The organism is Colwellia meonggei (assembly GCF_057537295.1).
In genome coordinates this window covers 21,487-43,940 of sequence record NZ_BAAJLZ010000002.1, presented here as the reverse complement: position 1 = coordinate 43,940, position 22,454 = coordinate 21,487, and the positions used below count along the sequence as shown (strand labels likewise).

At 37.4% G+C, this 22,454-nt stretch carries 19 protein-coding genes; 10 read left to right on the top strand and 9 right to left on the bottom strand.

What is annotated here, in order from left to right; translation table 11 throughout:
• Positions 1 to 82: 82 nt before the first annotated feature.
• Positions 83 to 1,864, top strand: a complete 1,782-nt coding sequence (locus AC27E9_RS06345) for a thiamine pyrophosphate-dependent enzyme (protein WP_487128397.1) — start codon at positions 83 to 85, stop codon at positions 1,862 to 1,864.
• Positions 1,865 to 1,931: 67 nt separating this feature from the next.
• On the opposite strand, the gene lepB is transcribed toward AC27E9_RS06345, so the two are convergent.
• Positions 1,932 to 2,597, bottom strand: coding sequence for a signal peptidase I (gene lepB, locus AC27E9_RS06340; RefSeq protein WP_487128396.1), 666 nt, complete (start codon positions 2,595 to 2,597; stop codon positions 1,932 to 1,934).
• Between the two features lie 156 nt (positions 2,598 to 2,753).
• Positions 2,754 to 3,368 carry a hypothetical protein gene (locus AC27E9_RS06335; RefSeq protein WP_487128394.1) on the bottom strand — a complete coding sequence of 205 codons (615 nt, stop codon included), beginning with the start codon at positions 3,366 to 3,368 and terminating at the stop codon, positions 2,754 to 2,756.
• 193 nt (positions 3,369 to 3,561) lie between these two features.
• Here AC27E9_RS06335 and AC27E9_RS06330 point away from each other — a divergent pair, with 193 nt between their 5' ends.
• From AC27E9_RS06330 to AC27E9_RS06305, 6 genes are all read left to right on the top strand, one after another.
• Positions 3,562 to 4,077, top strand: coding sequence for an RNA methyltransferase (locus tag AC27E9_RS06330; RefSeq protein WP_487128392.1), 516 nt, complete (start codon positions 3,562 to 3,564; stop codon positions 4,075 to 4,077).
• A 292-nt stretch (positions 4,078 to 4,369) separates the two neighbouring features.
• Positions 4,370 to 4,579: a cold-shock protein gene (locus AC27E9_RS06325; protein WP_077287100.1), complete on the top strand. Its 210-nt coding sequence runs from the start codon at positions 4,370 to 4,372 to the stop codon at positions 4,577 to 4,579.
• A 96-nt stretch (positions 4,580 to 4,675) separates the two neighbouring features.
• Positions 4,676 to 5,836, top strand: coding sequence for a cell division protein ZapE (gene zapE, locus AC27E9_RS06320; protein ID WP_487128390.1), 1,161 nt, complete (start codon positions 4,676 to 4,678; stop codon positions 5,834 to 5,836).
• Between the two features lie 206 nt (positions 5,837 to 6,042).
• Complete coding sequence (locus AC27E9_RS06315) at positions 6,043 to 6,846, top strand: DUF2884 family protein (protein WP_487128388.1); 804 nt, start codon at positions 6,043 to 6,045, stop codon at positions 6,844 to 6,846.
• A gap of 225 nt (positions 6,847 to 7,071) precedes the next feature.
• The gene (locus AC27E9_RS06310) at positions 7,072 to 7,854 is read left to right on the top strand and encodes a tRNA-uridine aminocarboxypropyltransferase (RefSeq protein WP_487128386.1); all 783 of its coding nucleotides are present in this window, start codon (positions 7,072 to 7,074) and stop codon (positions 7,852 to 7,854) included.
• A 96-nt stretch (positions 7,855 to 7,950) separates the two neighbouring features.
• Positions 7,951 to 8,388 carry a DUF3010 family protein gene (locus tag AC27E9_RS06305; protein WP_487128384.1) on the top strand — a complete coding sequence of 146 codons (438 nt, stop codon included), beginning with the start codon at positions 7,951 to 7,953 and terminating at the stop codon, positions 8,386 to 8,388.
• A gap of 71 nt (positions 8,389 to 8,459) precedes the next feature.
• On the opposite strand, the gene AC27E9_RS06300 is transcribed toward AC27E9_RS06305, so the two are convergent.
• On the bottom strand, positions 8,460 to 10,622 hold the full coding sequence (locus AC27E9_RS06300; protein ID WP_487128382.1) for a M3 family metallopeptidase: 2,163 nt from the start codon (positions 10,620 to 10,622) through the stop codon (positions 8,460 to 8,462).
• Between the two features lie 352 nt (positions 10,623 to 10,974).
• Here AC27E9_RS06300 and AC27E9_RS06295 point away from each other — a divergent pair, with 352 nt between their 5' ends.
• Entirely contained in the window at positions 10,975 to 12,132 is a 1,158-nt protein-coding gene (locus tag AC27E9_RS06295) for a tetratricopeptide repeat protein (RefSeq protein ID WP_487128380.1), read from the top strand.
• Here the strand turns inward: AC27E9_RS06295 and AC27E9_RS06290 are convergent.
• From AC27E9_RS06290 to rpsT, 6 genes are all read right to left on the bottom strand, one after another.
• Positions 12,125 to 12,649 carry a peroxiredoxin family protein gene (locus AC27E9_RS06290; RefSeq protein WP_487128378.1) on the bottom strand — a complete coding sequence of 175 codons (525 nt, stop codon included), beginning with the start codon at positions 12,647 to 12,649 and terminating at the stop codon, positions 12,125 to 12,127. The genes AC27E9_RS06295 and AC27E9_RS06290 overlap by 8 nt on opposite strands.
• A 91-nt stretch (positions 12,650 to 12,740) precedes the next feature.
• The gene (locus AC27E9_RS06285; protein ID WP_487128376.1) at positions 12,741 to 14,348 is read right to left on the bottom strand and encodes a GMC family oxidoreductase; all 1,608 of its coding nucleotides are present in this window, start codon (positions 14,346 to 14,348) and stop codon (positions 12,741 to 12,743) included.
• Positions 14,349 to 14,441: 93 nt separating this feature from the next.
• Entirely contained in the window at positions 14,442 to 15,824 is a 1,383-nt protein-coding gene (locus AC27E9_RS06280) for a M16 family metallopeptidase (RefSeq protein ID WP_487128374.1), read from the bottom strand.
• Positions 15,808 to 17,148, bottom strand: a complete 1,341-nt coding sequence (locus AC27E9_RS06275) for a M16 family metallopeptidase (protein WP_487129169.1) — start codon at positions 17,146 to 17,148, stop codon at positions 15,808 to 15,810. The genes AC27E9_RS06280 and AC27E9_RS06275 overlap by 17 nt, the downstream gene beginning before the upstream one ends.
• 252 nt (positions 17,149 to 17,400) lie before the next feature.
• Positions 17,401 to 19,056: a dipeptidyl-peptidase 3 family protein gene (locus AC27E9_RS06270; protein ID WP_487128372.1), complete on the bottom strand. Its 1,656-nt coding sequence runs from the start codon at positions 19,054 to 19,056 to the stop codon at positions 17,401 to 17,403.
• A 143-nt stretch (positions 19,057 to 19,199) separates the two neighbouring features.
• Complete coding sequence (gene rpsT / locus AC27E9_RS06265) at positions 19,200 to 19,460, bottom strand: 30S ribosomal protein S20 (RefSeq protein WP_487111366.1); 261 nt, start codon at positions 19,458 to 19,460, stop codon at positions 19,200 to 19,202.
• A 340-nt stretch (positions 19,461 to 19,800) separates the two neighbouring features.
• On the opposite strand from rpsT, the gene murJ reads away from it, so the two are divergent.
• Positions 19,801 to 21,375: a murein biosynthesis integral membrane protein MurJ gene (murJ, locus tag AC27E9_RS06260; RefSeq protein WP_487128370.1), complete on the top strand. Its 1,575-nt coding sequence runs from the start codon at positions 19,801 to 19,803 to the stop codon at positions 21,373 to 21,375.
• A 108-nt stretch (positions 21,376 to 21,483) separates the two neighbouring features.
• The gene (gene ribF / locus AC27E9_RS06255; RefSeq protein WP_487128368.1) at positions 21,484 to 22,425 is read left to right on the top strand and encodes a bifunctional riboflavin kinase/FAD synthetase; all 942 of its coding nucleotides are present in this window, start codon (positions 21,484 to 21,486) and stop codon (positions 22,423 to 22,425) included.
• Positions 22,426 to 22,454: the final 29 nt, after the last annotated feature.

The following is a 22,454-nucleotide window of genomic DNA, read 5'->3' as shown; positions in this document are numbered from 1 at the left end:
AAACATGATCTTGATCAGCTGTTGATATGCCTATTCTTAGTAAAGTCGCCATTCTTTGAAAATATGTAGTTAAGGACGATTGGTGTCAATTTCATACGAAATGAATTTAGGTAAAGCGTACAGTGAAAGTTTACCTAGCTTAGGTGAGGTTATAACTGATGTAATTCAGCTGTTTGGCGCTGAGCGTATATATGGTATTGGTGGTGATTTTGCGGCTAATTTAATTGCAGCCATAGCACCTAAAGTACCTATTTGCCCTTCAAGCAACGAAATGCATGCTGGGTTTTCTGCCTGTGCCAAAGCAGAAGTTGATGGTATAGGTTTCTGTTTGTCTACCTATATGGTTGGCAGCTTACCTTGTACGTCAGCGGCAGCACTTGCAGTAACAGAAGGTTTGCCGGTGGTTTTTATTTCAGGGGCGCCAGCTGAAGCTGAAGTTGATAAATTGGCTATTCATCATACTTTGCACCCGAATACGGCTTGGAAAACGGAATACGATAATGCGTTAAATGCTTTTGCCGCGTTGGGTGTTAAAGTTGAGCGTCTTCAAGGGCAAAGAGCACTAGGTCACCCTAATGTTGCAGGCGAGCGTTTTTATCAGCTCGTTGCTCATGCATATAAAACAAAACAGCCGGTATTTATCGAGGTACCTCGCGATCAAGTATTTCAAAAAACGCAACCTATTCAATTGCCTAAAACCATTGGTGAAATATGTGGCTGTGAACATGTGTTATCTGGCGCAGATTTAGTCGTTGATGCGATCATTGACAAGCTAGTAACCGCATCGCAACCATTACTGTATTTAGGTGATAAGTTAAAGCACAATAAAACCTTACAGCGGCTGATTATTGAATTTGCCAATGAATTTAATATTCCATACGCAACAAGCTGGTTTGCTAAGGGGGTTTTTGATGAATTTGAGCCGCTGTGTTTAGGTGCTTACAACGGTGTTTTCACGCAAACCATACGTCGTGACTACATCGAGAATCAGGTCGACTATGTTATCGATGTTGCCAGTAGTATTTTACCGCAAGACTGCAATATTGCTTTTGCCACTGATACTCATAAAATTGAAATCTTTAAAAATAAAACCGTACTTAAAGGCAGTACCTTATTAGAGCAAGATTTGGTCGAGATATTTCAGCTACTATTATTGCGTCATAACAAGGTTTTTGATTTTACAGCGGCACCTGAATTGACTAAAGAACTTGATGAACAACAGAAAGTTGATTTTAATAACTTGGCACAAACCTTAAATCAAGTTCAACGCGACGTAACTACAAGTTTGGTTTATTTGCCCGAAGTCGGTAATTCATATTTTACCAGTTACAGTTTAAAGGTTAAGAAACCGTCAACTGGCAGAGGCTGGCTGACTAACCCTTGGTATGGCGCCATGGGAACGGCGTTACCTTATGCTCGCGTTGTTGCTCAGCGTATTCAAGATAATAATAAAGATGAAAGGGCGGTTGTGATCATAGGTGATGGAGGTTTTCATTTTCAGCTAAATGAACTCATTCATTTCTTAAAGGACAATACCGATGTCACGATTGTTTATATGCGCAATAATATTTTCCACCTTGGTAAAAGCGGCGATAATGAAATTTATCACTGTAATGATGAGCGTTTTAATGTTCACCAAGTAATTCAAGGCTATCAAGGTTATGCAGTAACCATAGATACCGTGAGTGAATTTACAGAGTGCTTTAAAGCAAGTTTGAATCGCTCTGGTATTTCTTTGATTGAAGTATTAGCACAGCCAACGGAAGAAAAGCAATGTCATGAAATACGTTTGCTTAACTTATACATTAAAGCAAAAAATGGGCACCAAGAGGCGATAAAACAGTGGCAAAGCTTAACTCGTTAACGATACCTAGATTGATAAGTATGAAAAAGCCCAATTAAATTGGGCTTTTTACTACCATTTATTGGCATTATATTGCTTTTAAAAAGCGTTCGCTACGTGGCAATAAATATTGTTCATAATCAAGTGAAAATGCCACCTTATTAGAACGTCCTATAACCTCTTCTCTTGGCATTAAACCGATAGCGCGTGAGTCAGCACTATTATCTCGATTGTCACCCATCACTAAATAAAATCCTTCTGGAACAGTGAATTCCTTAAAGCTGGTCATTGCAGAATAGTTATGTTGACCTACCGGAATTCTAGTGCGAATTAAGCGGCTTTCACCTGCTACGCTTTCTTCAGTTAGCACGAAGTCTTTTTCGCGCGCAATAACTTTATAGCTTGCGTGTTGCTGATTAATGACTAATTGGTTTTTATTCATTGAAATCACATCACCAGGGACGCCGATAACTCTTTTCACTAGTCGTTTATTTGCGGCAGCAGACTCGAAAATAACAATGTCATGACGAATAGGGTCGGCAAATTTAACTATTGTTTGTTGGCTGAAAGGAACCTTTAAGTCGTAGGCCATTTTATTGATAAAAATTCGATCGCCTTCAACAATCGTTGGCTTCATCGAGCCTGTAGGTACATCATTCCAATCGGCTACGGCACTGCGAAACACTAGCATTAAACTGATAAATATCAGTAGTGATTTATTTTCTTTGAAAAAGTTAGCAAGTGTATTTCTCATTCTACTCCCTTATAAATACTTTAATAAAATAACGACTTAGCTTTGGACTAAGACGTCATTTTATAGTTCCGTTATTAACAAGAAAATTAAAGAAGATAGTTGTAAATATTTATGTCGCCTTTTCGTAGTAAACGGCCATATTATTAGTGCAAGGCTCTATTTATCGCTATAGCCCCACGGCGGCGCAGGTGGGGTGATTGCTTTTGTTAGATCAAAATCAACTCTAAACTCTCTGCCTTGGCGAATTAAGCGATAACTAAATTTCTCTGGATAAATGAACATTTGCCAGGTATTTCCTACCGACTGTGGGATACCTGTTTTGACAAACAATTGCTTAGAATACTCATCGGCTGGAAATGATTGTACTTGCGCCCAACCTGCGTCGTTAGTGTGACCACCATACATAGTTGTTTCGTCATGGCTACCATCTTCATGGCGGTGATCGTGTTTTAACGACAACCCAGAGCCTGTTTTAGTTATTATCCAAGTTCTCGAAGCATCATCACCAACGTGAAATGGAATTTCTAATTGGCTATTACTGCATTTTCTTATATGCATTATCAATGCTTTATTATTAAAGCCATCACTTTTGGCATTGTCGACAGTTACTTTTCCTTGGAAAGCTTTGCCGCAATACATCCTAATGTTGGCAAAAAAGTCGTCATGGCTGGCAATTGACACTAGTGGCGCATCACTTGCGAGAGTTGCCGCTGAAAAACAGCATAGTAGTGTGGCAAAAATCTTTTTGCTTATTTTTGTTTTAATTATCATATTAACAACCTGTTATTACGGTAGGTATTTGAAAGTTAAGCATGATGCTAGCAGAAATATGGCAATAATACTGTTCGGTTTTTACTTTAAAGGGCTGCACTTTTAATTGTTGTTAATAATTTTCTTGTAGTCTCATTGAATGCAGCGCAAAATTGCGCCGAAATATTTTTTGAAGTGCTGAGCGTAGCTATAAATGAAAAATGAACATGTTGTTATTGGTTTAACTGACCCTAAAAGTCCATCAAATGTTGGCGCCGTTATGCGGGCTGCTGGTTGTTACCAAGCGAATGAAGTACGTTATACCGGTGTACGATATGCACGTGCGGCAAAGTTTCATACTGATACTAAAGATGCGTCGAGTAAAATACCATTAACTGGCGTTGAGTCGTTAGTTGCAAGCGTGACTTCGGAACAAAAAATCGTCTGTGTCGATTTAGTTGAAGGCGCTATTGCTTTACCTGATTTTCAACACCCAGATAACGTCCTTTATATTTTTGGCCCAGAAGACGGTACCATTGCTCAGGAGGTAATTGATAAAGCTGATGCTGTAGTTTACGTACCAACCGTTGGTTGCATGAATTTAGCTGCCAGTGTTAACGTGTTACTTTATGATCGCTTAGCTAAATCATCCACACTTGAGAAGGGAGATGACTTAATCAAATCAAGCCGCGACACCAACAATAAAGTGAAAGTTAAAGCTCGTGATTAGTTACTGCTATTGTTAGCTATTTGTTGACTAGCTAGACAGGTTATAAGGGCATTTAATAAGAATTTCACCGACAAAAAATTATTTCTCAGTAGAATAGCCACTTTTATGCGAAACGGCTTGACTCTTGGCGGAAAATCGATAGAATCCAATTCAGCTAGAAAGTAAGACCTATATTTATGTACAAAGTTTCGAAGTTATATCAGTAGCTCGTCCTGTTTAATAAGTAATAGCAACACTTCCTGGAAAACCGCCTTATTTAAGGCATCAATTACGAATAAATAGGATAATACAAATGTCTAATACAACTACTGGTACAGTAAAATGGTTCAACGAGTCTAAAGGTTTCGGTTTCATCGAGCAAGAATCTGGTCCAGACGTTTTCGCACATTTCTCTGCAATCTCTGGCGACGGTTTCAAAACTCTTGCTGAAGGCCAAAAAGTACAGTTCACTGTAACTCAAGGTCAAAAAGGTCCTCAAGCTGAGAACATCGTAGCACTTTAATTAATAACCTTAGCTGGTTGAACTGGCTAAATTATTAAATAGTGTTTAAAGAGGGGAGACGTTAGTCTGCCCTTTTTTTATGCCAAAAATTTCTTTATGTCTGTCATATCTCATTATCTACAACTAGTTAAAAATAATCATCTGAAACAAGATAATGCTCAATATCGTGCAGTAGTAGCATTAGACACCTTGTCTGAGCAATTAAATAGTAAAACTAAAAACCGTCTTAGTTTTTTCTCACTAAAGTTCTTTGTTAAAAATAAACCTGCAATTACCGGTATTTATTTTCATGGTCGTGTTGGCCGTGGAAAAACGATGTTGATGGATCTATTTTATCAACAGTTAACAACAACACGTAAAAAGCGCATGCACTTTCATCGCTTCATGGAGGAGGTTCATGAAGCGCTAAATAATTTGAAAGGCCAGGAAAACCCTTTAGACCGTATTGCTAACTTGTGGGCACAAGATGTAGATGTACTATGTTTTGATGAGTTTTTTGTCAACGATATCGCTGATGCCATGTTATTAGCAGGATTATTAAATGCTATGTTTTCTCGTGGTATTACGTTAATTGCCACGTCTAATTGTGCGCCGTTTGAGCTCTATAAAAATGGTTTACAGCGAGCACGTTTCCTACCAACGATTGATCTTATTAATCGCTATTGTCAGGTGATATCAATCGATGGCCCTTTCGACTACCGCCTCAGTGATGATGGCCATGCAAATCATTATCGTGACTACAATATTCGAGCGGTAGGGCAAGCTAAAAGTTCGTGGCTTAAAGAATGTTTTCAGCAACTTGCAAATGGCGATACTGAGTATACTAACAAGATTGAAATTCATGGCAGAAATATTGCTTTTATTGCAAAAACCAATGAAGCAATATGGTTTGATTTTATGGCGATTTGTTCAGGGCCGCGTAGTCAACGCGACTATATTAAACTTGCTGATAAATACAATACTATTGCGATTAGTGCAGTTCCACAGTTTAGTGGTGAGCTCATTCCTGCGGTGTTTTCTGGTGTTGAAGATGGCTACCAACGTAGTGGTGTTGTTATGGGGCAATTGAGAGCATTAGATGATGAGGCTAGACGCTTTATCGCCTTAGTTGATGAATTCTATGATAGAGGAATCCGATTACTTATTGAAGCTGAAGTCGATATTGCTGAACTCTATCAGGGAAGTCAGTTGGCTTTTGAGTTTGCTCGTTGCAAATCACGATTATTTGAGATGCAAAGGCTAAGTTACAACGATTAGCCTTTTAGCATTAATGTGAATTTGTTAATTTTACTAAATTGTTTGCTATTTAACGATTTTTTAGCCTTTCTATCATTTGATTTTAAAGTGCATTTTGTAACTCATTGAAAAATATAGATTAAAATAATGGCATTAGACTTGTAAATAAATAATCAACAAAGAAAAACAATGCACATTATTTGATTGGTTTATAAAGGAAGGTAAATATGAAAACTTTGATTGCTACTGCGTTAATTCTTGCCAGCTCAACCAGCTTTGCTCATGACAGCTCTTTTTCTAGTAATTCTTGTAATGTTGATTTAAATGGCGGCATTAAAATCAGTGCAGATAAAATTACTTTCTCAAAAAACAAATCACCACTGTATAGCATTGTAAATAATGACACTTTAGTGGTAAACGGTGAAGAAGTTGATCTAACCGCTAGCCAACAATCATTGTTAACCGAATATTCTACGAGCATTCGTGATGTTGTTCCTGAAGTTAAGAGTATTGCGCTTGATGCTATTGATCTTGCCATTGATGGCGTAAATTTGGCCTTTAATGAGTTACTTGGTGAAGGTAATAACGTAAGTGTAGATTTAACTACACAATTAACAACAATACGCACAGAAGTTGACAATGAATTTGACGGTTCGAAAGATTTCTATATTGACGAAGATGGCTTTGCTGGTGATGACTTTTTTGGTGAAGAGTTTGAAGAACGTATTGAGTCAGCTGTAGAAACTACGATTCAAAATTCAATTGGTAGTTTGATGATTGCCGTAGGTCAGGAAATGCTTTTCTCTGGTGGCAATATGGATGCTTTTGAAACACGTATGGAAACTTTTGGACAACAGATAGAACAAGAAATGGAAGCTCGTGGTGAGGGACTTGAAATGCGTGGTGAAGCGCTATGTCAGTCTGTTATTGCGATAGATGAAATGGAAGAGCAGTTAAAAGATGAAGTTGATGAGTTGGCAAACTTTAATTTTATTAGTGCCAGTGAAAAAAATCGTCATAACGCTATTTAGGTATTAGAAACTACCTATTAGTGAATAAAACACTTTTAGCCACAATTATTTACTTATTAAAGCGTTAGAGCGCCATCTCTAACGCTTTTTCTGTATTTGCGACACCGGGTTTATTAATAGTCTAAATATTTTGAGTGATATATTTCTTTTTATTCTACTATTTTTTATTGCTAAGGTTGAAACTGCACGTTACAGTAGCGCCAAAATTTATCTAGCACATCTTTTATGCACGCAGTACAAAAACTTCACAAGTATCGTCAAAGCTTAAGCACTACTACTTATAAGTCTAGAGGACAGCGAGTTATTCGTTGTGACCTATGCCGCTTAGCCAAGCAGTTTTGTATTTGCTCATTGGCTCCTAAGGTGGAGTCAAATGCTGGTTTTTTACTATTGATGTACGATACCGAAGTATTAAAGCCGAGCAATACGGGTAAACTTATTGCTGATTTAATTCCTGATACTTTTGCTTTTTTATGGTCGAGAACAGAAGAAAATCCTGAAGTTTTAGCCTTATTGTCTGACCCAAGTTGGCAGCCAATGATTGTATTCCCTAAAGCTTATGCTGGTGAAAATCGAGATGTTTTTGATAATGAAATTAAGCTTGAACCAAGTAAACGTCCTTTGTTTATCATGCTTGATGGCAGTTGGCGTGAAGCAAAGAAAATTTTTCGTCGTAGTCGCTATTTACAACACTTACCTGTAGTGTCGTTTACGCCAAAAGCACCAGAGGATAATGCTGAATTAAGTTCTCGTTATCAAATTCGGCTAGCGGCAAATAATACTGAATTAGCAACTGCAGAAGTAGCAGCCCAAATTTTAGCTTTGGCGGGTGAGCAAACTAATGCCAATTTATTGGACTTATGGTTTGATGTTTTTAGTTATCAATACCAACGGGGGGTCTGCCAAGAAAATAAAGGAAACCCTTCAGCGGTTGCTGACTATAAAGCATTTGCAACATTAAATAATATTACTATCGGAGAAGATAGCATAGCCGATCTGCCAAAATAGGAAAAGCTGCGGTAGTTTACTTTAAATATATGAAAACGCTGCAGCTTAGGTAAATCTAATTTATAATAACGCACACAATAGAAATGAGGTTAATTTATGAAAATATGTGGTGTTGAGTTAAAAGGTAACGATGCAATTATTTGTATCATGTCAAAAGCAAATGGGTTGTACGACATACCGAAAACGCGCGTACAAAAAATTAGCCTTGTTGACGCCGGTGACGCTGAACAAGTTCAAGAGTTTCAGTTCGCTTTTGCTAAGCTGATGGAAGACTACCAAGTCGATAAAGTGGTAATAAAAGGGCGTGCTTTAAAAGGTAAGTTTGCCGGTGGTCCGGTTGGCTTTAAATTAGAGGCAGCCATTCAATTAATAAAAGATTTACCAGTAGAAATTTTAGCGGGTAGCTTTATTAAAAAGGCATTAACGCGTAGCCAAGTTGATATTGATTTTCGTGACACTGGTTTGAAGCAATACCAACAACAAGCATTTGAGACAGTATTTGGCTTCTTTGAAGGTAGTTTATATCTACAATAAGTTGTATGTAACGCATTAAAAAGGGTCGCTATTTAGCGACCCTTTTTAGTTTAAGTAATTTTATTTATATGCTACTTGCTGGTTAAGCCACGACGCTCAAGTAACGGTTCAACTTTCGGATCTTGTCCTCTAAAACGACGATACATTACTGTTGGGTCGTCAGTACCACCGCTTTCTAAAACATGCTTACGGAATAGCTCAGCAGTTTTCTGATCAAATATACCGTTTTCTTTAAATGCTAACCAAGTATCAGCATCATAGATATTAGACCAAATATAGCCGTAATAGCCGGCAGAATATCCACCTGCAAAAATATGAGAGTAGTAACCTGTTTTATAACGTGGTGCTATTTGCTCAATCAAGCCAATTTCTTTTATAACGTTGTTCTCAAACTCATTTGCATCTTGTAGCTCGGCAGTTTCAAGTGAGTGCCAGCTCATATCAAGTAGTGCGGCTGCAAGGTATTCAGTAGTACCAAAGCCTTGGTTAAACTTACCAGATGCTTGAATCTTCTCAACAAGGGCTTGAGGGATCACTTCACCTGTTTGATAGTGCTTAGCAAAGTTCGCCAATACTTCTGGCTCTGTCATCCAGTTTTCCATAACTTGTGATGGATATTCTACGTAATCGCGAGGTAGCGAAGTACCTGTTTGCGAGCGGTAGTAACCGTCTGATAGTAAACCTTGAATAGCATGACCGAATTCATGGAACAATGTTGAAGCTTGATCAAAAGTCAGTAATGTTGGCTGGTCGCCAATAGGACGTGGGTAATTTAGTACGTTGTAGATAATTGGCGTAACGTCTTCACCATTCATGCGGTACTGCTTACGGAAGCTACTCATCCAAGCACCACCACGTTTACTTTCACGCACGTAATGGTCAACCATGAAAATACCAATGTAGCTGTTGTCACGGTCGTATACTTCAAACGTGCGTACATCTTCATGATACTTAGGTAAGTTATCACGTTCTTTAAAAGTTACACCCCAAAGTTTCTCAGCAGTATAGAAAACACCTTGTTGTGTTGCTTCTAACGAGAAGTAAGGTTTAGTTTCTGAGGCATCAATATCGTAGCGTTGCTTACGAATTTTCTCAGAGTAATACCACCAATCCCATGCCGCAACTTTAAATTTACCGCCTTCAGCATCAATCATTTTTTGGATGTCAGCTGACTCTTCTTTAGCGCGTTCAAGTGCAGCAGGCCACACTTTATTTAGTAACTCAAAAACATTTTCAGGTGTTTTTGCAGTTGCATTTTCTAAAACGAAATGCGCGTGAGTTTTGTAACCTAATAATTGTGCTTTTTGATAACGTAAACTTGCCATTTCACTAGCAATTGCTTGGTTATTATTAGCGTTGTCGTTATTGCCACGCATGGTATAACCTTTGTAAATGGTTTCACGTAGCTTACGGTTTGTTGAATACGTTAAAAATGGATTTTTACTTGGGCGGTGTGTGGTAAATACCCACTTTCCTTCATGGCCACGTGCTTTTGCTGTTTCTGCCGCTGCTGCGATAATATCGGCAGGCAAACCGTCAAGATCAGCTTTATTATCAATAACCATTTCAAAGCCATTTGTCTCAGCTAATAAGTTTTCACCAAACTTTAAGCTAAGGCCACTAAGCTTTTCATTAAGTTCGCGCAATTTTAACTTATCAGCATCGTTTAGGTTTGCACCACCACGAACAAAGCTCTTATAGGTTTTTTCTAATAAGCGTTTTTGATCTATACGAAGCTCTAATTGCTCTCTTTGATCGTAAACCTGTTTTACGCGTTGGAATAATGCATCATTGAGTGCAATGTCATCACCAAGGGCCGATAGCTTTGGTGATATTTCTTTGGCAATAGCACGCATTTCTTCATCTGACATAGAGCCAGTTAAACCGTAAAAAGTATTGCTTACTTTCGTAAGGAAGTCGCCAGACTTTTCCATTGCTACTATGGTATTTTCAAATGTTGGACGTGAGCGAACTTTAGTAATTGCCGCAATTTCCAGTTTGTTTTGCTCAATACCATGATAGAAAGCAGGTAGGTAATCACTTTTCTTAATTTTTTCAAATGGTGGAATACCATAAGGAGTATCGTATTCAACAAAGAATGGGTTATTGGCTATACTTGCAACTTTTTGCTCTTTTTCTTGTTCGACTTGGGTGACATTTGTCGGAGCATTATTCTGCTGACAACCAGCTAGTGCAATTGCAATTGCTAGCGGGGCTAGATAACGAGTTTTCATTAAATTACCTTTTTATAGTTTATCCATGTGGATGATAAGGTTTATGTAATACGATAAGTAAAATTGTCATATTAAGCTGGTATTGATTCTATGCTGCGCAGAGCGAGGGTACAAGAGGCACTTTAATAAATTGGGATGAGTGGCTAGTTATTGGCGTTAAAAATAATTTTATTTATTATTTGATTAATGTGAGCATCGACTAGGACTTTACTATTCTGCAATAATAAAATAACACTATTAATTTGTTGAAAATGCTAGACAACAGATATTGTTTTTTTATACATTGAAGTACGATTTATTTCGTAATTTTGATTTTTAAGACTCAAATATGATTATAAATAAGGGAATGCTAATGCGGTATAAAGGTAATCTATTACTAACTTTTCTGGTTATTTTTATTATCGGTTGTAGTTCTCAAGGGAATGATAGTGTTCAGAAAAGCATGATATCATTAAATGAAGATTTATTTCAGACAACCTCGCCAGTAATATCCGAGTCTGCACTATATCAACTTAGTAAGCAGCAGCAACAGGATTTTTTAAATTTCTATCAATCGCAAAGCAGTAAAGGTTATTTGCCTCATGAAGTTGTTAAACGCTTTTTGGAAAGTAAACTTTCTAACTTTAGTTACTATGGCAAAACATATAGTGCTAATGAAGCGATGGAGAGAAATAGTGGAAACTGTATGAGCTTAGCAATATTGACTACCGCTTTATCACGACTGATCGATGTTGATATGAGTTATCGAAAAATGCACTCACTTCCTATATATGAAAAGCATGGGAATGTGGTTTTATCCTCAAGCCATGTGCAATCCTTATTATATGACCCAAACTTTATTCCTGAGAAAAATGTTTTCTATGTGAATCGCCCTGCGATTGTTATTGATTACTTTCCTCAAGAGGACAACATTCGATCTAAACTTATTAATTCTAATGATTTTCTTGCGATGTATTATATCAACAAAGGCGCTGAGTTTTATATTGAAGGTGACTATGATAATACCTTTGCTTTTGCAAAAAGGGCGTACGAGTTAGATAGTAATAATGCATCTGCAATAAACTTACTTGCACTATTACATAAGAAAAAAGGTGATGAGATAACAGCAGAACAGTTGTATCTAACAGCGTTGGAAAGTTCTGATGCAAATATTAGTGTACTAGATAATTATGTTAATTTACTTAAGAAACAAGGGCGCTTTGATAGAGCACAAAAAATTAAGCAGCGTATTGAAAATATCTATGATCCAAACCCATATCATTGGTTAGAAAAGGCGCAATTAGCAAGGTATCAAGGTGAATTTGATGATTCTATACGCTTTTATCGTAAAGTTATTGAACTAACTCCTTATGTTAAGCAAGCTTATTTGGAGTTACATGAAGTATATATACTGCAAGGTAATAAATCCTCAGCAATAACAACATTGCAAAGCTCTTTGCCTTGGCTACATGAACCAAAGCAAAAGCGGCAGTATAAGAAAAAACTTTACCAGCTGAGTGCAGCTATTTAGCTATTTCTTTAGTTGCAAGCTCTAATCGCGGATCGGTAATATCAGAGCTTGTTGATTTAAATATTACTTGATTATTTTTATTAATAAAAAATGTTGTCGGCGTGCCTTTTACACCATAACGCATTGCTATTTCATCACCATCGACTGCTGTAATAAAACTATAACCACGAGCTGCTAATTCATCTTGTGGTAGTGCGCTATCATCTTCATTAAAGCTTATTGCAACAATTTTAACGCCTTTGTCGTGATATTTCTCTGCAAGCTCCACTAATTTCGGTTGTAGCTTTTTACAATATGGACACCATGTTGCCCAAAAATGCAATATTACTGCCTGTCCTTGAAACTGAGCGAGAGAAATATCCTTACCAGTTTGTGTTTTTAGCTGCCAAGCTGGTGCTATGGGAGCAATAACTGATTCATCTGATGATTCAGCGCTGGCGTTAAGGGATATCAGCGTAAAAGTTGTAAGAAAGAGAAAAGTAATTAAGCTTTTTGTTTTTGAAGTCAGGGTATTCAACAAGTTCACCATAAATAAATGATTGGATTAGTGAACTTGACCTGCCAATCATCTATCTGGTTTCAAATTTAATTAAATTTGTTTTTATTTTTTAATTATTTCTAGCATCTGTGAGTATTTCATCCGCGGCTTTTGCTGCAATCATCATAGTTGGAGCATTAGTGTTACCACTTATTAACGTTGGCATAATAGAAGCATCCACGACACGTAGCCTGCTGATGCCATGAACTTTTAATTTTTCATCAACGACAGAAAGTTTATCATGACCCATTTTACAAGTGCCAACAGGATGGTAAATGGTGTTACATTTTTCCTTTAAAAATTCATGAATATCCTGATCTGATTGGCAACTATCGTCAGGGAAAATATATTTAATATGAGTGTTTGCTAATGGCGGTGTTGAGAGGATTTTCTTTGCTATCTTAACTCCTTTGATCATAGTATCAATATCATCTTGATCATCTAGCATATTCAATTGAATTCGGGGATGTTGACTAATGTTATTGCTATTTAAGGTAACGGTACCACGACTTTTTGGGCGTAATAAGCAAACATGAACAGCAATACCATAACTACAAAGTAATTTATGATTCCGACCATGATCATCCATTGCGGCTGGCACGAAATGCAACTGCAAATCTGGCTCTGACAGTGAAGGCTCCGACTTAATAAAGCCACCTGTTTCAGCAACGACGGTAGTTAATAGACCTGCACGCTTCGTAAAGAATTTTACCGCTTCTTTTGCCCCCCACCATAACGCTTTTGGTCGATATGCTAATACTTCTGTTCTTTTATGTTGTGCGACGTTAAGAATATCTACGTGATCTTGTAGGTTTTTTCCTACGCCATCGAGTTCATGAATAAGTTCAATACTGTGCTGTTCTAATTCAGATCTAGGGCCAATGCCGGAAAGCATGAGTATCTGCGGGGAGTTAATGGCTCCGGCGCTAAGAAGCACTTCATTACGAGCGGTAATTGCTTGGATTTTACCTTTGCGCTTATAGCGTACGCCCGTGGCTGTTTTGTTGTCGATAATAATTTTATCAACCTGTATTTGTGTAATGACAGTGAGGTTTTCTCGGTTTAGGTTGGGCGTTAAAAACGCTTTTGCAGCACTGTGCCGTAAGCCATCTTTTTGGGTAACTTGATAATAACCAATACCTTCTTGGTCAGCGCCATTGAAGTCATCATTCGCTGGAAAGCCTGCTGCAACCGCCGACAGAATAAAGTCTTCATTAATAGCTGGCTTTGAAACTGAATCTGCGACATTTAAAGGGCCATTAACGCCATGATAGTCATTTTCACCACGCTCTTGATGTTCAAGCGCTTTAAAATAAGGTAGAACTTCGTCATAACTCCAGCCTTGATTACCTAAGCTGTGCCAGTGATCATAGTCTTGCTTTTGTCCTCGCACGTACAGCATGGCATTGATTGAACTACTACCACCAAGCGCTTTTCCTCTTGGGGTGAAAATTTCACGATTATTGAGTGTTTTTTCTTGGTGGGAATTAAAATGCCAATTTAAGGTGTGGTCGCGCATTAAACCAATAATGCCTATAGGTAGGTGAATTAACCAGCTTTTGTCTTCTTTACCTGCTTCTAGTAAGCAAACACTATAGTTTCCACAGGCTGATAACTTATCAGCTAAAACACAGCCTGCAGAGCCACCACCAACAATTACATAATCAAATGTTTTCACACCAGTACCTTTATATTAACTTTTTATTATTATGGTCTTAACAAGTCAGACCACTATGATATAAAAGTACTGGTTATTCAAGTGTGCAGTGCACTAATGGCTTTTAATGTCCTTAATATTCACCTGTTTAATATCACCATATTTGCCAACAACATTTCGCAATTCTGAAGCCTTTCCTATGATTACAGTTTGTAAGTTCTCTTTAGGAAAATATTCATTAATAAGTTGTTGAGTTTTAGTAATAGTTAATGAATTTACTTGTTGCTCAAACGTGTTGATGTAACTTTCGTCAAAATTATAACTGTACATTTGACCTAGTAAATTACTCAAATCTTGAGATGTTTCAAACTTTGGTGGAAATTTACCTTTGACATATGCTTTTGCCGAGGCAAGCGTTTTTTCGTCTATGCCTTTTTCCCATAATCGATAATAGGTTTTTAATGCTAAATCAATCGCTTCTACAGTTGTTGCTGTTTTGGTAAAGCTTGAAATTGAAAAACTGCCAGATTGACTATAATAGGAGAAATTACTGCGAGCACCATAAGTTAAGCCTGAATTTACACGTAATTCATCGTTTAACCACGAGGTAAAGCGACCACCTAAAATAGTATTAATAACTGAAATTCCGACTAAATCAGGCGTGTTTCGTGCAATACCAATACCGCTGATGGCAAATGTTGACTCAATAGCGTCATCCTTATTGACTAATAGTACTTTTGCAGAGGTTAATGGTTTTGGTGGCGTAACTGCTGTCGGGGTCAATGTTGAGTAGTTTTTCCATCCAGAAAACAATGATTTTATTTGCTGTAGCATTTTTTTACTCTGAAAATCACCGACAACGACAATGGCACTATTAGCAGGCTGGTACCATTTTTTATGGAACGATTTGACGTCATCTAGCTTAACCTTGTCTATCGAGTGAGTATTTCCCGCAGTAACGGCATTGTAGCTAGATTGTGCAAATACCATCTCTTTTACATAATTATTAATGACAGATTTTGGACTCTCTTTGCTCTGTTCTAAGGCTAATAATTGCTGTTTTTTCTTTTTGTTAAATTCATCTTCGGCAAACTTAGGGGTAATAATGATGTTTTTAAGCAATTTAAGCATGTTTTTTTGATCTTTCTTGGCAAACGAACTTTCAAGGTAGGAAGATTCGGTACCTGCAGTAGCTGAGATAGTTGCACCAATAAAATCGACAGCTGTATTAATTTCCGCTTTTGACTGTTGTGTTGTGCCTAACAGTAAGTTCTCTGCTGTTAAGTAGGCTAACCCTGAAAAAGAATCGTTAATTGCGCCGGCTTTAACAACGATATTAACGTCGATAAGTGGTACTTCATGTTGCTCCATTAAATAAACGGTTAAGCCGTTTTCTAAGGTGATTTTTTGGTACTCAGGTAATGTGTAGTTAGCGTTTGCTTGTTTTGAAAGTAAAGCTATACATAGAGTGAAGATTAAACTATAAATCCGCATCATTACTGTCCTTTTCTGAAGATAAAATACCGACAGTGCGGTTTGATTTTATTAAATACTGTTTAGCTACTCGCTGAACGTCAGCAATTGTTACTTTGTTATATTCTGTTGGTGCAGAGAATAATTTATTGTAATCACCGAAGTACATTTCATATGATCCTATGGTGTTGGCTTTACCATTTATAGTTGCCATGGTGCGGTAAAAGTTGACCAATTTAGTGTTTTTTACTTTTTCAAGTTCATGCTCTGTAATACCATCTTTTATGATGCTATTTACTTCTTTAATTACAGATTTTTTTAGTGCTGTCGCGCTCACATCTTTAGCAGCAACCGCGTAAATATAGAAAAGGTTTGGGTCTATACTTTCTGGTAGGTATGTAAATAAGTCACTGGCTATCTGTTGCTCGTCGACTAATGACTTGTATAAGCGAGAGCTTTGTCCTGTGGCCAAGATATCATTTAGAATATCTATAGCGTAATAGTCCTGATGTTGTGTATTCGGCACGTGGTAGGCAAACATAATATTAGGGGTTGTTACCGAAGCTTTATGAACATACACAGTACGTTCACCTTTTTGCTCTGGCTCTACGGTACGAACGTCTTGCGGCGCAGGTTGGGCTGGAATAGGTTCGAAGTATTGTTTAGCTAATTTTTTTACTTGTGCGGTTGTAACATCACCTGTGATAACGACTACGGCATTATTAGGGGCGTAATAGGTTGCATGGTACTTTTTTAAATCATCTAGTGTCCAGTTTTCAATATCAGAGGCGTGTCCGATAACTGACCAACTATATGGGTGAGCTCTAAAAGCTGCTCCTTTAACTTCTTGCCAAATAGATCTAAAGTTTGAGTTTTCAAGGCCAGTAGTTCGCTCAGATGTTACCACGCCGCGTTCACTTTCAACGCTAGCTTTTTCAATAGCTAAATTAGCGATACGGTCAGCTTCCAAATCAAAAATAGTTTCCATAGCTTCGGTTGGAAACCAGTTGGTATATACAGTTAAATTTTCACTTGTGTAGGCATTATTTGAACCGCCAGCGGCTTCCATTGTGCGGTCAAACATTTTTGGACCATATTTTTTAGCGCCATTAAACATCATATGCTCAAAAAAATGTGAAAGACCTGTAATGCCAGGAACTTCGTTGCGAGAGCCTACTTTCCAAAATAAATACATATTGGCATTTGGAATGGAATCATCTTCCAATACGATGATTTTCATACCGTTTTTCAGAGTGAAGGTATTTACATCTTCGGCGGTTGTTATTGCATAACTTGTGCTAGAAAAACAAGAAATTAGCAGTGTTAAATGCACTACTGCTGATTTCAACTTGGTTAGATTCATAGGTTAACTCCAATTAGCCTATAGATAATTTTGATATGTTAATGCTATGTTAATGTTTGGGTGTGATCAAGATATTTACGCTGTGGATTGTGAAAAGATATTTTATTGAATTTTAAATAGATACTTTTAAAAATTAGTTACTTGAAAAATAAAAAAGGCTAAACAAAAGTTTAGCCTTTAGATGTTAAATTATATATAAGTATAAGCTATAGACAGCGCCAACAGGTTGCTTTTAGGTTACTTTAAACCTAGCACTTTTTTGCCTTGCTTAAAGGTAATATCAACAGGAATATTTGCAGTTTCCAAACTGGCTAAATCTTCCGCTAAGTCTGCTTTGATAACACCACTTTCAGCGATAAGTTTATCAACACCATCGTAATCACCATTACCTTGCAACGTTAATATTAATTCAGATAATGAATCAATCGCTTCAGTCATTTTTTCAACGTTAATCTTATACAAACCTTGTTCGTTGCGAGTAAATGCACCTTGTTCAGCAAAATAGTTAAACCTAACCATATTGGCTTTGCCGTGTGCAGAGCTCGCACCAAAGCGTACAGAGCGGAATATACCCGTCAAGAAGGTAGTGTAATAATCTTCTAGTGTTCCTTCTGTAATAACGTTTTTAGCCAGCAACTGACGCACCATGTAAAGACCTAAAATATCTGCTTTGCCTTCTTCCAACGCTGAGGCATGTTCTTTCAATGATTGACGAACAGTACCTTTGTCATTGATGGTATTTTTGATACCAAGGCCGTGAGCAACCTCATGGAACATGGTATTAGCAAAAAATGCTGTGAAAGTAACATTCTTGCGTTGTTCAGGTACGATTAATGTTTCAGCTATTGGTGTCATAATTGCGTCGAATTTAGCGCGCATAGCATTTTTAAGCTGTAAACGACGTGTACCTTTCTTTAATTGCACTTCTTCATCATTTGGTAAGTTAATGGCAATAGTTTTGCCACCTGCATTTGAATGGCCGGCATAGTATATTACGTCATAGGCATTTAAGTCAGCGTCAGAGCCAGGCACTTCAGCTTTATATTTTTTACTAACCGGTAAACCGCGCTGTAATTCAGGCAAGTATTCGGCATATTTAGCGAGTTTTTCGCTCCATGACATGTCTTTGATCAACACATAAGATTCAAATGCTGCACGATAGCCAAACAATTGATCTTCATAGGTTTCAATAGGGCCAATAACAATATCAATAGGGTTAGTTTTCATATCCATCCAAGCAAAATCTGATGCTTGGAAGTCGTCATTTCGAATCGCTTTAGCGCGCATTTTAAGGTAAGCAGAAAACTCTTTATTATCAGCAAAGGTTGCCGCCTTTTCTAAAATTACCGCAATGCGATTGATTTCATCAGCGTAAGCTTCCGAAAAAGCAATGGTATTTAATTGTCCACTTTCATTACGACGCACTAATGAATATAAACCATTTTTATCATCGAATGTTGCTTGCTCAAATTCTGCTTTAGTCATATCAGCAGGGTAGAATTGTGCGCCATGGCTTTTTTCTTTAGTGTTAGTCAAAAACGCTTTGTCGCCATTTAGACGGTCCCAAGGGCCATAATTAATACGAGCAAATTCACGTACTTTCTCATCACTAATAGACGCTAAAAAGCTTGTTTTATCTTGGCCGAACGCTTGTTGCCAGAATAGGCCATCTATAATATCAGAAGCTTCAATTAACAGAGATAACATTTGTTTTTGGTTATCAGATAAATGAGACAAGTCTGCGTTTAAAGTTACTGTTTTATATATGTCTAAACGATTTTGATATTCGGGAAGTAAGTTAACAGCTGAAGAATTAGTTGGCTCATTATTGCCGCCACAAGCTGAAAGCGCACCGGTGATAAGCAGTAAAGATGCAATTTTTGAAAGTTTCATGTTTTGTTTCTCTTAATAAATACCGGCTAGAGACTAACAAAATCATGAGTAAGCGCAAGTTCTTAGATCAATAAAGTGAAGCCTAAGCAAATTTGGGGCATAAAAAAACCGGCTAAAGCCGGTTTTTTAATTCGGTACAAAAATTAAAGTGCTTTGATAGCAGCGTTTAAACGGCTCTTGCTACGTGCAGCTTTGTTTTTGTGAATAAGACCTTTGCTTGCATAGCGATCGATGATCGGTGCAGCAGCAGCAAATTCTGTAGATGCTTTTTCTTTGTCACCGGCTTCGATAGCAGCAATTACTTTTTTAAGTAAAGTGCGCATCATTGAGCGACGGCTTGCATTGTGTTGACGGCGCTTTTCAGATTGTAATGCGCGCTTCTTAGCAGACTTTGAGTTAGCCAAGGTGAACTCCTAAAATTGAATAAATATAGCCTAAATTTAAGGCGACGAAATATGCCTGTTTTTAACTGGTTTGTCAAACAATTTACTGCTTTAATTTGACAGTTCGGATAATTACCCGTTGTATAAATAAAACCAATGCGCGCATTCTAAAGTTTTTAACGGGAAGTTGGAAGTAAAACTCTTCTCTTAATGTTATTAAATGCTTGTTTATCAATTCACATAAGCCGCATAATATAACTTGCCATTAACTATATGCTGCGTAAATCCAAAAAGGTTTAAGGCTAATACGTTAAAAAATTAAAAATGGTAGCTAAATTTTTGACAAATAGGATTGAGTCGATTGAGTAAAAAATTAATTAAGTCGGGAGTTATTGTCAGTGCGATGACATTAATTTCACGAGTTCTTGGCTTGGTGCGTGATGTGATTATTGCCAATGTAATGGGGGCCTCAGCTTCTGCAGATGTATTTTTCTTTGCCAACAAAATCCCTAATTTTTTTCGTCGTTTATTTGCTGAAGGTGCTTTTGCACAAGCATTTGTTCCAGTATTAAGTGAATATCATACCCTTGATGAAGAGCAAGACAGAAATGATACCCGTAAACTGATTGCACAAGTTTCAGGTACTTTAGGCGTTATTATTACCTTAGTGACTCTTTTTGGTATGATAGCATCACCAATTTTTGTTGCGCTATTTGGTTTTGGTTGGTTTTTAGATTGGGTATCTGACGGCCCATCGAGCGCAAAATTTGATCTGGCTAGTACCTTATTAAAAATAACCTTTCCTTACCTTTGGTTTGTTAGTATTACGGCATTGTCAGGTGCGATATTAAATACCTATGGCCGTTTTGCTGTTTCTGCCTTTACACCAGTTTTACTCAATGTTGGTATTATCGCTTGTGCCATATATTTAGCGCCATTGATGGAAAACCCCGCATTTGCCTTGGCTTGGGGAGTGTTTTTAGGGGGCTTTATTCAATTTGCTTTTCAACTACCTTTTCTTTATCGAGCAGGAGCGTTGGTTAAACCTAAATGGGCGTGGAATGCACCTGGTGTTACTAAAATTCGCAAGCTCATTATCCCTGCTTTATTTGGTGTTTCTGTCACGCAAATTAATTTACTACTCGACACAATTATTGCCAGTATGCTAATTACTGGTTCAATTAGTTGGCTGTATTATGCTGATCGATTGCTAGAATTCCCTTTGGGGTTATTTGGTATTGGTATAGCTACCGTAATATTGCCGAGCCTATCCAAATTACACACTAAAAAAGATAACCAAGAGTTTGGTGATACAATTGATTGGGGACTGAGAATTGTGTCGTTATTTGGTTGGCCTGCGTTAGCGGGATTAATGGTACTTGCACAACCTATCATTATGATTTTGTTTATGCGTGGTGAATTTGATCAGCACCAAGTAATACAAGTTTCATATGCTTTGTTTGCCTATCTAACCGGCTTATTGAGCTTTATGTTTATTAAAGTACTCGCTCCGGCATACTATTCTCGCCAAGACACCAAAACTCCAGTAAAAATAGCCATAAAAGCTATGGTGGCTAATATGGTGTTTAATTTAATGTTAGTACCATTTTTTGGCTACGTTGGTTTAGCAATAGCGACAACGTTGTCAGCAACATTGAATGCCATGATGCTTTATCACGGCTTAAAAAGTGCGAATGTTTTTCAATTGTCGAACAGAACCTGGTGGTTTATAACACGCTTAATTTTATCAGCTATGGTAATGGCGGCGGTGGTCTATTATTTATCACCAGCATTTGAGTTTTGGTTATCACTTAGCTTCACAGAACAAGTTTGGCAACTTATTGTGTGTATAACGGCTGGAATGTTCAGTTACTTTGTTTGTTTGTTGTTATTAGGTATTCGCATTTCTGATATAAAAATTGCGCAAAATAACTAACACTAAGGGCTGATTCTTGCTGCCGACTGAGATATAATTCGTCGATTTTTATTCTTTTATGATTTGTTCGATAGCAAATGAATGTCGGCAGTAGGGTTTATTAGGTTCATGCAATTAACACGTGGCATTCACAATATGCAGATCAGTGGCGAGCAAAGTAGTCAAGGATGTGTGTTAACCATAGGTAATTTTGATGGTGTTCATTTAGGGCATCAACAAGTGGTTTCAGCTCTTGTTAATAAAGCAAAAGAGCTAAATTGTGAAGCTGCTGTTTTGGTATTTGAACCACAACCGCAAGAGTTGTTTTCACCAGTTACTGCACCGGCAAGACTATGCCGATTACGTGATAAATATTCGCTATTGAAAAAATTAGGTGTTGATAGATTAATTTGTATCAATTTCAATAAAAAATTTGCTAGTCTAAGCGCCGAAATATTTATTGAAGAATTACTGGTTAAGCGATTATCGATTAAACACTTAATTGTTGGTGATGATTTTCATTTTGGTAAAAACCGCCAAGGCAATTTTTCGATGTTAAAAGCGGCGGGTAAAAAATTCAATTTTTCTGTAACAGATACCGCTAGCCATAAACTTGCTGGTTGCAGAATAAGCAGTACGGCAATAAGAGAAAAATTAGAGCAAGACGATCTAGCAGGTGCAAAAACCATGTTAGGAAGAGCTTACTCAATTATAGGGAAAGTATTTCATGGTGATAAACGTGGCCGTGAAATGGGCTTTCCTACCGCTAATATTAGATTAAAGCGCCGTGTATCTCCTGTTTCAGGCGTTTATGCGGTGCAGGTCAAAAGTCAATTTGGTAGCCATTTTGGTGTTGCTAACATTGGCTCTAGGCCAACCGTTGCTGGTATTAGGCAGCAATTAGAAGTACATATTTTTGATTTTGACAACAATTTGTATGGTGAAGTTATTGAAGTAGTGATGTTAAAGAAGCTACGTAATGAACAAAAGTTCAACTCGCTAACTGAACTAACTCAGCAAATTGCTATAGATACAGAACAAGCCCGCACCTATGTGCAGAACTTAACTTAAAGAAAATTAAGTTAGAAAAATAAGACTAA

Excerpts from the sequence above, each read along its gene's own strand:
- AC27E9_RS06300 (WP_487128382.1), bottom strand. The coding sequence starts at position 10,622 with ATGAAAACTCGTTATCTAGCCCCGCTAGCAATTGCAATTGCACTAGCT.
- AC27E9_RS06310 (WP_487128386.1), top strand. The coding sequence starts at position 7,072 with ATGCACGCAGTACAAAAACTTCACAAGTATCGTCAAAGCTTAAGCACT.
- AC27E9_RS06315 (WP_487128388.1), top strand. The coding sequence starts at position 6,043 with ATGAAAACTTTGATTGCTACTGCGTTAATTCTTGCCAGCTCAACCAGC.
- AC27E9_RS06330 (WP_487128392.1), top strand. The coding sequence starts at position 3,562 with ATGAAAAATGAACATGTTGTTATTGGTTTAACTGACCCTAAAAGTCCA.
- AC27E9_RS06305 (WP_487128384.1), top strand. The coding sequence starts at position 7,951 with ATGAAAATATGTGGTGTTGAGTTAAAAGGTAACGATGCAATTATTTGT.
- AC27E9_RS06280 (WP_487128374.1), bottom strand. The coding sequence starts at position 15,824 with ATGATGCGGATTTATAGTTTAATCTTCACTCTATGTATAGCTTTACTT.
- lepB (WP_487128396.1), bottom strand. The coding sequence starts at position 2,597 with ATGAGAAATACACTTGCTAACTTTTTCAAAGAAAATAAATCACTACTG.
- AC27E9_RS06335 (WP_487128394.1), bottom strand. The coding sequence starts at position 3,368 with ATGATAATTAAAACAAAAATAAGCAAAAAGATTTTTGCCACACTACTA.
- AC27E9_RS06295 (WP_487128380.1), top strand. The coding sequence starts at position 10,975 with ATGCGGTATAAAGGTAATCTATTACTAACTTTTCTGGTTATTTTTATT.
- AC27E9_RS06270 (WP_487128372.1), bottom strand. The coding sequence starts at position 19,056 with ATGAAACTTTCAAAAATTGCATCTTTACTGCTTATCACCGGTGCGCTT.
- ribF (WP_487128368.1), top strand. The coding sequence starts at position 21,484 with ATGCAATTAACACGTGGCATTCACAATATGCAGATCAGTGGCGAGCAA.
- AC27E9_RS06325 (WP_077287100.1), top strand. The coding sequence starts at position 4,370 with ATGTCTAATACAACTACTGGTACAGTAAAATGGTTCAACGAGTCTAAA.
- zapE (WP_487128390.1), top strand. The coding sequence starts at position 4,676 with ATGTCTGTCATATCTCATTATCTACAACTAGTTAAAAATAATCATCTG.